General features: G+C 59.9%; 8 protein-coding genes and 1 tRNA gene. 6 read left to right on the plus strand and 3 right to left on the minus strand.

Translation table 11 applies throughout. The annotated features are described in order from the left end of the window. Positions 1–171: 171 nt before the first annotated feature. The 3 genes from NW834_RS05640 (at position 172) to NW834_RS05650 (ending at position 3,586) form a co-directional block, all read left to right on the plus strand. Positions 172–1,092 carry an L-lactate dehydrogenase gene (locus tag NW834_RS05640; RefSeq protein WP_414418717.1) on the plus strand — a complete coding sequence of 307 codons (921 nt, stop codon included), beginning with the start codon at positions 172–174 and terminating at the stop codon, positions 1,090–1,092. A gap of 92 nt (positions 1,093–1,184) precedes the next feature. Next, the gene (gene trmB / locus NW834_RS05645; protein ID WP_414418712.1) at positions 1,185–1,904 is read left to right on the plus strand and encodes a tRNA (guanosine(46)-N7)-methyltransferase TrmB; all 720 of its coding nucleotides are present in this window, start codon (positions 1,185–1,187) and stop codon (positions 1,902–1,904) included. A gap of 98 nt (positions 1,905–2,002) precedes the next feature. Next, a complete protein-coding gene (locus NW834_RS05650) occupies positions 2,003–3,586 on the plus strand; it encodes a lysostaphin resistance A-like protein (RefSeq protein ID WP_414352171.1) in 1,584 nt (527 codons plus the stop codon). 12 nt (positions 3,587–3,598) lie between these two features. Here NW834_RS05650 and NW834_RS05655 read toward each other — a convergent pair whose 3' ends face one another. The 3 genes from NW834_RS05655 to NW834_RS05665 form a co-directional block, all read right to left on the minus strand. Beyond that, positions 3,599–4,660 (minus strand): DnaJ domain-containing protein, encoded by a 1,062-nt coding sequence (locus NW834_RS05655; protein ID WP_414418713.1) that lies wholly within the window; start codon positions 4,658–4,660, stop codon positions 3,599–3,601. After that, complete coding sequence (locus NW834_RS05660; RefSeq protein ID WP_414418714.1) at positions 4,618–5,475, minus strand: ABC transporter substrate-binding protein; 858 nt, start codon at positions 5,473–5,475, stop codon at positions 4,618–4,620. Before NW834_RS05660 ends, NW834_RS05655 begins: the two co-directional genes overlap by 43 nt. Positions 5,476–5,662: 187 nt before the next feature. Beyond that, a complete protein-coding gene (locus NW834_RS05665; protein WP_414418715.1) occupies positions 5,663–6,499 on the minus strand; it encodes an inositol monophosphatase family protein in 837 nt (278 codons plus the stop codon). A 269-nt stretch (positions 6,500–6,768) separates the two neighbouring features. Here NW834_RS05665 and NW834_RS05670 point away from each other — a divergent pair, with 269 nt between their 5' ends. The 3 genes from NW834_RS05670 (at position 6,769) to NW834_RS05680 (ending at position 9,178) form a co-directional block, all read left to right on the plus strand. Continuing rightward, positions 6,769–7,350, plus strand: a complete 582-nt coding sequence (locus NW834_RS05670) for an FHA domain-containing protein (protein WP_414418716.1) — start codon at positions 6,769–6,771, stop codon at positions 7,348–7,350. A gap of 52 nt (positions 7,351–7,402) precedes the next feature. Continuing rightward, positions 7,403–7,474 (plus strand) — tRNA-Gln (locus NW834_RS05675). Between the two features lie 228 nt (positions 7,475–7,702). Beyond that, positions 7,703–9,178 carry a cobyric acid synthase gene (locus NW834_RS05680; RefSeq protein ID WP_414399018.1) on the plus strand — a complete coding sequence of 492 codons (1,476 nt, stop codon included), beginning with the start codon at positions 7,703–7,705 and terminating at the stop codon, positions 9,176–9,178. Positions 9,179–9,442: the final 264 nt, after the last annotated feature.

Below are 9,442 nucleotides of genomic sequence, written 5' to 3' on the forward strand. Positions count from 1 at the left end.
CCTCTTCTCGCCTTTCCAGTTCTTCTGGAGAGCGGTAGCCTGTTTTTTTCTTCCTCTAGGCAGGCTTAAGCTGGAGAACGAAGAGTAGCGGCTGCAGCCATGACTGTTTCTAAGCACCAACCCAAGCAGCGCTCCCAGCAGCAGGTCGAGGGGCTGACTTCTCGCCGCCTTTTGAAGGGATCCATCATCGGCGCCGGCCAGGTAGGCATGGCCTGTGCCTACTCGATGGTAATCCAGAACACTCTGGATGAGCTGGTCCTTCACGACATCGACCGCAACAAGCTGGAAGGGGAAGTGATGGATCTGGTGCACGGGATCCCCTTTGTGGAGCCGACGCGGATACGGGCAGGGGAACTGGCTGATTGCGCCGGGTCAGATGTAGTGATTTTAACGGCAGGGGCCAAGCAGCGGCCTGGAGAAACCCGTTTGGATTTGGTGCAGCGCAACGTCGAGATCTTCAAAGGCTTGATCCCGGCCTTGATGGCCCATTGCCCTGACACACTCCTTTTGGTGGTGAGCAATCCCGTTGACATCATGACTTACGTTTCCCTGAAGTTGTCGGGGTTGCCGGCAGGGCAGGTAATTGGGTCGGGGACGGTTTTGGACACAGCCCGCTTTCGCTATCTTTTGGCGGAGCGCCTGGGGGTGGATCCGCGTAGCCTGCACGCCTACATCATCGGCGAACATGGAGATAGCGAGGTGGCCGTTTGGAGCAAGGTGAACATCGCCGGTACCCCGATTGGGGAACTCTCACCGGAATGGGATCCCGCCTATTTGGGGGATATCTTCGAGCAGGTGCGCAACGCTGCCTACGAGATCATCCGTCGCAAAGGGGCCACCAGCTACGCCATCGGGTTAGGGGTGACGCAAATTGTCCAAGCCCTGCTGCGGGATCAACACCGCGTTTTAACCGTGAGCAGCCTCACCCAAGGGGAGTACGATCTGCCAGAGGTCTGTCTCAGCTTGCCCAGAGTGGTCGGGCGGCAGGGGGTGGAACGCACGCTGGCCATGTCCCTCACCGAGAGCGAGCGCAAGCAGCTGCACCGCTCGGCCCAGATCTTGCGGCAAGTCATCGACAGCATCCGGTGGTAGCCTAGATCTCCTGGACTTTTGTCGCTCCCCTCCAAGCTGGGGGATCCCTTGGTCAGTGGGCGAGGGCCGCAGCTGGCGGCAGGAGGTGGTCTATGGAAGCAGAGGTGCAACAGGGGCAGCAATCGCCTGAGGGCCAACTGGAGAAGCGCCCCCCTTCTCCGCCTTGGGCCGGGATCCCCTTACAGAGGGGCCTCGGTCACCGGGTACGGCAGCACGTCAATCCCCTGCAGGCGCAGTATCAGCAGCCCACCCCCCCACCCCACTGGGAGCGGGTATACCGACGGCTGGGGCAGCCCTTTCATCTGGATATCGGCACAGGGAGCGGACGATTTCTGCTGCGCCTCGCTCAGGAGCAGCCCGACTGGAACTTCCTAGGGGTAGAGATTCGGCAGGCGCTGGTGGAGCGGGCCAATGCCTGGCGGGATGAGCTGGGGCTGGATAACGTCCATTTTCTGTTTGCCAACATCAACATCTCTCTGCGGCATCTGTTTGCGCCGGGGGATCTCAGCCGGGTGACCATCCTATTTCCGGATCCCTGGTTCAAAAAGCGCCATCACAAACGGCGGATCGTCCAGCCCCAACTGGTGGCGGATCTGGCTCTGCTGCTGCGACCGGGCAGCCCCGTCTTCCTGCAATCGGATATCCAAGAGGTGGCCGAAGAAATGGCAGCTCGATTTTTGGATCATCCGCAGTTTTGGGATCCCCACCGGGGGCCTTTGGACTCCAATCCCCTCGGCATCCCCACGGAGCGGGAGTGGCACTGCCTACAACTGGGCCTGCCCATCTATCGCTATTGGCTGGAGCGACGGTGACAACAGGACAAATCCGTAATGCAGTAATAACAACTCCATTCCGCCAAGACAATACAGAAGATAGGATATAACCCGCTTGAGTTGGATCCGTCGCCGCAATGTCTCACTCTGAAACCACGGCCTCTGCCGACCCCTCCTCTGCTTGGTTTTCTGTTCGCCGTGGGATCCTCAACCTGCTGAGCCTATTGGCCATTGTGATTGTCGGGCTTTCTCTTTCCAGCAGTTGGTTTCAGCCGCCGCCCCAAACGCAGTTGGATTTGTTGCAAACCGATCTCGCCCTGCAAGCTTCCCGCACCCTCGATGATCCCCGCTATCAGGATCTGGCACGGGCACTTTTGGGTCAGGATGTGTTCAAGGTGGCCCAAAATCGCTATCAGCAGACCGCCGATAACTACGCCGAACGCCTGAAACGTTTGAAACGGCTGGCCCGTTTAACTCCTGCTGGCGAATCTGAGGCGGCCAGCCCAGAACTGGCCCAATCTCCAGAGGTGGATCCTGCCCTTCTGGCCTCCATGCAAGATTTGCAGACGGAGCTGGATGCGCTTTGGCTGCGCCTGGGCTTGCTCTATGCCTACCAAGAAGATCTGGAGGCCGCTCAGCAGCAATGGCAGCAGATCATCGACCTGGAACGTCCCGTGGAGCTGGAATCGAGCCAAAAGGGGGCAGCGCGGGTTTTGCAAGGACTGTGGGGAACACCGCGGCGCATCTTGCCAGAGGCGGAGGTGCAGATTCGCAATCATCTGGATGGTTGGTTTGAGGCGGTGGCTCTGCAACAGCTTTACCGACTGCAGCAGCGCAGCGATAGCCTAAATGCCCTCAACCAACAGCAGGAAAAATTGGCCTTGGCGGCTCTATTTCGACTGGCGGTGGTGGGCGGGATCCCCGTGCTGGGGGCACTGCTGGGGTTGATGCTCTTGTTGGGCTGGCTGGGCTGGAGCCTTTGGCGCAAACGTCCGCTCCTGGGCCCTGCTTGGGAAGTGCCTTGGCCGGGGATCGGGGCGCAAGCGGTGTTGACCGGCTGGTTTTTGGGGTTTATCGCCCTCAACGCTTTGGTGCCTCGACTTTACATCATCATCCTCGGCCTGGGGGCACGGCAGCTCAGCCCTTGGCAGCAGGCGGTAGCCCTGTTTCTCACCTACAACTCCGGCGCTGTGCTGGGGGCAGGGTTATTGTACCGTCTCTTGCACGCCTACCCCGGCTGGCAGAGGGTGCTGCAGGTGCGGTTGTGGGGTCCTTGGCTGCTGTGGGGCTTGTGTGGCTACTGGGTGGCCTTGCCTTTGGTGGTGCTGGCAGCGGCACTCTCGCAATTGCTGCTACCGCAGGCGGGGGGTGGGAATCCCATTTTGCCCCTGCTGCTGGATAGCCATGGTTGGGGGGCGCGGTTGGTGTTTTTGGCCGTGGTGTCTGTCTGTGCCCCTGTTTTTGAGGAGGTGCTGTTCCGGGGCTTTTGGCTGCCTACTCTAAGCCGCTACCTGCCTATGGGGGCCGCCATTGGGCTTAGCGCCTTTACCTTTGCCCTTGCCCACCTCAACCTTTCCGATCTGCTGCCTTTGACCATGCTGGGGGTGGTGCTGGGGGTGGTGTACAGCCACAGCCGCAACCTGCTGGCTCCCATCCTACTGCACAGCCTCTGGAATACGGGATCCCTGGTGACGCTGCTGGTGCTAGGGGGTGCGCGTTAAGGGGGGCTCTGCCTACTTTTTCCTGCCGAAGAGGCGGCTCAAGAACCCGCCGTTGTCTTCTTTGCGGGGAGGCGGCACCACTTTCTGAGCCTGTGACGTTTGACGGCTGGCCACTCGCGTTGGCGGGACAGAGTCCTTGGGGACGGGAACGGGCTGTTGAGTGGTGACCTGCTGCAGCCAGCGGCGCACTTCTGCCATCAACTCGGCGTTGGCAGGTTCTAGGCGACTGGCTTGCATAAAGTCTGCTTTGGCCATGCCGGTATTCCCCTGCTTCAGGTGGGCAATGCCCCGGTGCAGGTAGTAGCGGGCCACGTTGGGCTCAGCGCTGATGGCAAAGTTCAGATACTGCACCGCATCCCGGTATTGCTTGCGCTCGATCATGTCCAAGGCTTGGATAAAGCGGGTTTCCGCAGGGCTGAGCTTGGGAGCCGGAGGTGGGGTGGGAACGGGCTGAACAGGGGGACGGCTGGGCGGAGCAACGACGGGGGAGGCTGGGATCCCACCCACAGTGGTACGGCTGGGGGAAGGGGTTGGGATCCCGGTCGCGGTAGTGGTTCTAGAGGCAGGGGCTAGGCTCCCCTGGTAGCCGGCCTTGAGCAACAAATAGGCCAGGTTCAGCTCGCTCAACTGCTCGGTTTTCTCGAGCAGGGTTTCCATGGAGCTGTATTGCTCTTTGGCCAGCTTCTCCACCCGTCTGACATACTCTTCCTGCCAATGGGGGTGCTCGGCCAAGCCCTTGACGGCTTCCCCAGAGGGCCAAAGATCCGGGGGGGGCGTCTCCAAAAGGCGTTTGATCCGCATTTTGAGCACCGTTTCATATTCCCCTCGCTCCCGCTCTTTGGTCAGCACTTCGTTGGCCGGGTTGACCAGCTTGGCAAAGAGGATGTTGGCGCGCTCTGCACCTTCGGGATCCCCCACAAACCGATCCGGGTGGAGGGCCTTGGCCGCCTGCAGGTAGCCGCGCCGGATCCCCTTGGAGTCGGCGGTGAGAGGGACGCCCAAGATGGCGAAATGGTCAGTCTCGTAGCGGGCTATTCCTCGGTTGAGGCGAGGGACATTAGAGTTGGATCCCATAGTTGCCACTTCTCTAAAATCTGCTGCAAGGTTCCGTTTTCGATCAGGCTGGAAATCGCCCCATCCACAGCTTCCTTCAGGGAAGGATGCTGAGAGGATACTACTCCCACCAGAGGCATGGGGAACAGGGGCGGCCCCACCAGGCGCAGCCGGGATCCAGCTTGGCGCAGGTTTAGGGCGGCAACAGGCTGATCAACCAGCACAGCATCCAACTGGCCAGCCTGTAGCTGAGCAAACAAGCGCTCAGGGTTGCTGGTGGCAAAGAGACGAATGGCGTTGCCCCTCCTCTCGTTATACGCCTCCAGTAGGGCTGCCCCTGTACTATTGACTACGATGCCCACTTTGCGGCCAAATAATTGCGACAGTGTCTCGATGGCCGGTTCCTCTGGCCCAGAGGTGGGGGAGGGATCCCGTACCACCAAGCGCTGCGGGCTGAGGTAGTAGGGCCGGGTGGCCAGAAACTGCTCCGGATCCAAGCCCAAAGCTTCCCGCGCCCCCCAGATCAAGTCCACCTCATCCGCTTGCAAGGCCGCCAACTGCTCGCTCCAGGCCACGTAGATGGGATCCACCTGCACCTGAAGGGTTTGGGCAAGCGCCTCCAGGATATCCCACTCGAAGCCGGCGTAGGTTTGTCGCTCCAAGTCGGTATAGAGATAGGCCGGCCCCAGACTGGGATCCAAGCCAACCCGAATGCGTCCCCGGGCCTGGATCTCGGCCCAACGGGAATCAGGGGGCTGTGCCTGCTCGGTGGGGGCGACTTTCCCTTGTGCCGGCTGAGGGTAACCGGGGCCAGCAGTGGCAACCCCAAGGGCCATCGCTCCCAAGAGGAGAGCCAGGCCGAACTGTGCCGCCCGGCAGCGATGTCGCTGTTTTCCGGGGAGTCCGCTAACCCATCTCCTATCTACCCTGCCCGACACGGATGTTTTGTAGTCTTCTTGATTATTCTTCAACTACTTCTGTCTCGAATTCAACTCGTTCAACCGGCAAGCTTTCCCGGTTTTTCTAGGTTGGGCGTGGATCCCGCCGCATGGGAAAGGAGACCGGCAAAGGCCGCACCTGGGCCAGTTCTTCTTGCAGAGCAGCGTGTAACCAGCCATTGCTGGCCAACAGTCGGCCACTGTAAACGTCCACCGGGCTGCCATCATAAGCGGTCACCTTGCCGCCTGCCTCCCGCACCAGAACGATCCCTGCGGCAATGTCCCAAGGGGAGAGGCCCCGCTCCCAATAGCCATCCAACTGACCGGTGGCCACATAGGCCAAATCCAGAGCTGCAGATCCGCCCCGCCGCACTCCTTGGGTGAGATGGGTAAAGTGGCAAAACTCGGCGTAGTTGTTGTCGGGGGTTTCGCGACGATCGTAGGCAAAGCCGGTCACCAGCAGGCTCCGAGACAATTCAGCCGTTGTGGAGACTCGAATGGGTTGGCGGTTGCGGGTAGCCCCCATCCCTTGGACGGCGCGAAACAGATCCCCGCGAAAAACATCACAAACAACCCCCAAAACTGGCTCCCGCCCCTGCAGCAAACCAATGGAGACGGCAGCGAAAGGGTAACCGTGGGCAAAGTTGGTGGTGCCATCCAGGGGATCGATCATCCAAGCGTAGGCGCCCTCCGGGGATCCCTGCTGGCCTGATTCCTCGGTCAAGATGACATCTTCGGGGAAGTGCCGCCTCAAGATTTTCAAGATGAGATCCTCGGAAGCGCGATCCGCCGCAGTCACCAAGTCGCCCGGACGTTTCTCCTCAATGGCGAGGGTGCCTCCCACATAACTGCGCAGCAAAGCCCCTGCCTCCAGGGCAGCTTCTGTGGCCACATCCAACCGACGCAGCAGGGCCTCTGTCACACCCCTACCTCAAGAATCTGTTACTCAGGATAGCCCGCGAAGGCTGAGGCTCCCAAGGGATCCCTGAAAACCAAAATGGGCCCAACCTGAGCCCAAGCCCAGTTTCCGGGGAAAGGGGGTATCTCCAAGGCTGCCTATGGTGTATAGTACAGTACACTGGGGCTTGTGGGTTTTCCGGCAGCCCGCCAAGACCAGAGTTCCTTTGAAAGCAGTAGGGTTTTGGGGAACTATAGATAAGACTTTGAATTTGGAAAGCCAAGCTGCTGTAAATGGCGTTGAGCGTTGAGGGGGGAAGACCTTTGCCACATAGCTACGACGATTTCTTTACCTCCACCACGGCGGTTGGTGGGGGGGATCCTCTTGCTTCTAGCTACAGCTTTGATCTGCCAGCAGATCTGTTCGATCGAGTCCCTGAGCAGCCGGTATCCCATCCGGAGTTCACCCTGTCCATCTGCCATCCTGTCCGGCCCTGCAGCTACATCCTGCGGGAGAGTATCTACACGGTTGGACGGGATCCCTCCAACGCCATCCAGATCGTCAATCGGTTTGTCTCGCGTCACCACGCTTACCTGGTGCGGGTGCCCACCAAGTCCAACCGGACAGGGTTTACCTATTGCCTGATCGACGGCAATCGCAACGGCCAGTCCAGTACCAATGGGGTGTTTGTCAACGGCACGCGGGTGGCCACTCACTACTTGAGGAGTGGAGATGTCATCTATTTCGGGCCAGAGATCCGCGCCTATTTCTTCGAGGTGGCCCGCATTCTCCCTGTGAACCCCTTTGACATCGGCCCTGGCCTTGGCGAAGAGCTTCAGCTTCCCCACGACACAGGAAGCCACCGCAACCGTTGACAGATCTAAAGCTGCATCGCTAGATTAATTAAACTGGTTAAGCAATGTGAATTGGGGCATCGCCAAGCGGTAAGGCAGCGGGTTTTGGTCCCGCCATTCGGTGGTTCGAATCCATCTGCCCCAGCTTAAAATCCAACCGAGAGCACAAAGGCGCAAGCCCTTGGGATCTTGTGCAGACCCGGGGTTTCGGCTCTTGGCATCAGCAGGGCACGTTGCTCTGGGGAACTGAGGAATCATGGGGTCGCCTTTGCCAACGGAGGCCCTGGCTTGGCAGGACTGGCCGCGGAGAGAATGGCAACAACCAGAAACCAAGGGTGAGGGATCCGGGGTGAGCTGTTCAGGTCGATCCTTGATGGTGGTGGGAACTTCTTCCCATGTGGGCAAAACCCTTTTGGTGACAGCCCTCTGTCGCATTCTCAAGAAAGCGGGAAAAAGGGTTGCCCCTTTCAAAGCTCAGAATATGTCCCTCAACGCCTATGTCACCCCAGACGGCAAAGAGATCGCCTACGCGCAGGCTCTGCAAGCTTGGGCTGCCGGGATCCCCCCTGCGGTGGAAATGAACCCGATTCTTCTGAAGCCCCAGGGCAACCTGACTTCCCAGATCGTCTTGAACGGAGTGGCGGTGGGCACCTACCGCGCCGGAGAGTATTACGAGCGCTGGTTTGCGCCGGCCTGGCAAGCGGTCAAAGAAGCCCTTGCTCGCCTACAACAGCAGTACGACTGGATCCTTTGCGAGGGGGCAGGTAGCCCAGCAGAGGTGAACCTCAAACATCGGGACTTGGCAAATATGCGGGTTGCCTTGCATTTGGGATCCCCCACTTGGCTGGTGGCGGACATCGACCGAGGTGGGGCGCTGGCCCATGTGGTGGGCACACTCCAACTGCTGGAACCCGAAGAACGGGCCCTGATCCGGGGCATTGTCATCAACAAGTTTCGGGGCTCGCGGGAACTGTTGCAGCCCGGCCTGGATTGGCTGGAAAACTACACCGGGATCCCAGTTGTCGGGGTCTTGCCTTGGGTGGACTGGGTTCTGCCCCAAGAGGATTCGATGGGAATTGCAGCCAACCCCCTGCTTTGGGAAGATCGCCGCGACCGGGCCGGTGGCCAAGCCCTGAGGGAAGGGCGCCTGGAGATTGCTGTGGTGCGTTTGCCCCAGGTGGCCAATTTCTCGGATTTTGACCCCTTGTTGGCGGAGCCCACCGTCCATCTGCGCTGGGTTCACCTTGGCCAAAGTTTGGGATCCCCGGATGTGGTCATCCTGCCCGGCAGCAAAACCACCCTCAACGATCTGTTCGCGTTGCAAAAGACCGGCCTGGCCGATCAACTGCGCCAATACTCCGGCCATATCGTCGGCATTTGCGGCGGACTGCAAATGTTGGGAGAAACCATCGCCGATCCCGAAGGCTGGGAGGGGATCGCCGGCACCTACCCAGGGCTGGGCTTTCTCCCTTTGACCACCGTTTTACAACCCACCAAGGTCACCCAGCAGGTGCAGACCCAAAGCCGATGGCCTGCCCTGGCCCCCATTCAGGGGTACGAAATTCATCAGGGATCCACCCAGGCGGATCCCTCTGGCTGCCTGCCGCTGTTCGAGCAAGAGAACCTGGGCTGGCGGGATCCCACGGGTCGGATTTGGGGCAGCTATCTGCATGGCCTGTTTGACAACCACCTGTGGCGGCGACAATGGCTGAACTGGCTGCGCCGACAAAAAGGCTGGGATCCCTTGCCGGATCTGGAGGGCCACTATGCTCAGCAGCGGGAGCAATTGCTGGAGCGCCTGGCGGATCTGTGGCAGCCTCACCTGGACTTGGGCCTGTTGATGGAATAGCCCATCGGCGATGGGGGAGAGAAGTGGGGTGGGAGGCTATGTTGCGCCAGGTTACGCCAGCGCGACCGGAAATCCAGGATCCACTCAACCGGTTGCCTCGGCTACCTCTGCCTGACCCGAAGAAGTCCGCTCCGAAAGACTTATGCAACGCTGAACAAAACAGAACTTTGCCCAGCATCGCTGCTTTCTTCCTGCTTCAGCGACCCATGACTAGCGGCAGAGTTCACCCCCACCACCCCGCCAGAGGAGTCTCCACAGGCGTCA

The sequence above is a fragment of the Synechococcus sp. R60.1 genome (assembly GCF_047461835.1).
Taxonomy (GTDB): Bacteria; Cyanobacteriota; Cyanobacteriia; order Thermostichales; family Thermostichaceae; genus Thermostichus.

What these genes read in the sequence shown, in the direction of transcription:
- NW834_RS05655 (WP_414418713.1), bottom strand. Translation starts at nt 4,660, where the DNA reads ATGGGATCCAACTCTAATGTCCCTCGCCTCAACCGAGGAATAGCCCGC.
- NW834_RS05680 (WP_414399018.1), top strand. Translation starts at nt 7,703, where the DNA reads ATGGTGGTGGGAACTTCTTCCCATGTGGGCAAAACCCTTTTGGTGACA.
- NW834_RS05660 (WP_414418714.1), bottom strand. Translation starts at nt 5,475, where the DNA reads ATGGCCCTTGGGGTTGCCACTGCTGGCCCCGGTTACCCTCAGCCGGCA.
- trmB (WP_414418712.1), top strand. Translation starts at nt 1,185, where the DNA reads ATGGAAGCAGAGGTGCAACAGGGGCAGCAATCGCCTGAGGGCCAACTG.
- NW834_RS05670 (WP_414418716.1), top strand. Translation starts at nt 6,769, where the DNA reads ATGGCGTTGAGCGTTGAGGGGGGAAGACCTTTGCCACATAGCTACGAC.
- NW834_RS05650 (WP_414352171.1), top strand. Translation starts at nt 2,003, where the DNA reads ATGTCTCACTCTGAAACCACGGCCTCTGCCGACCCCTCCTCTGCTTGG.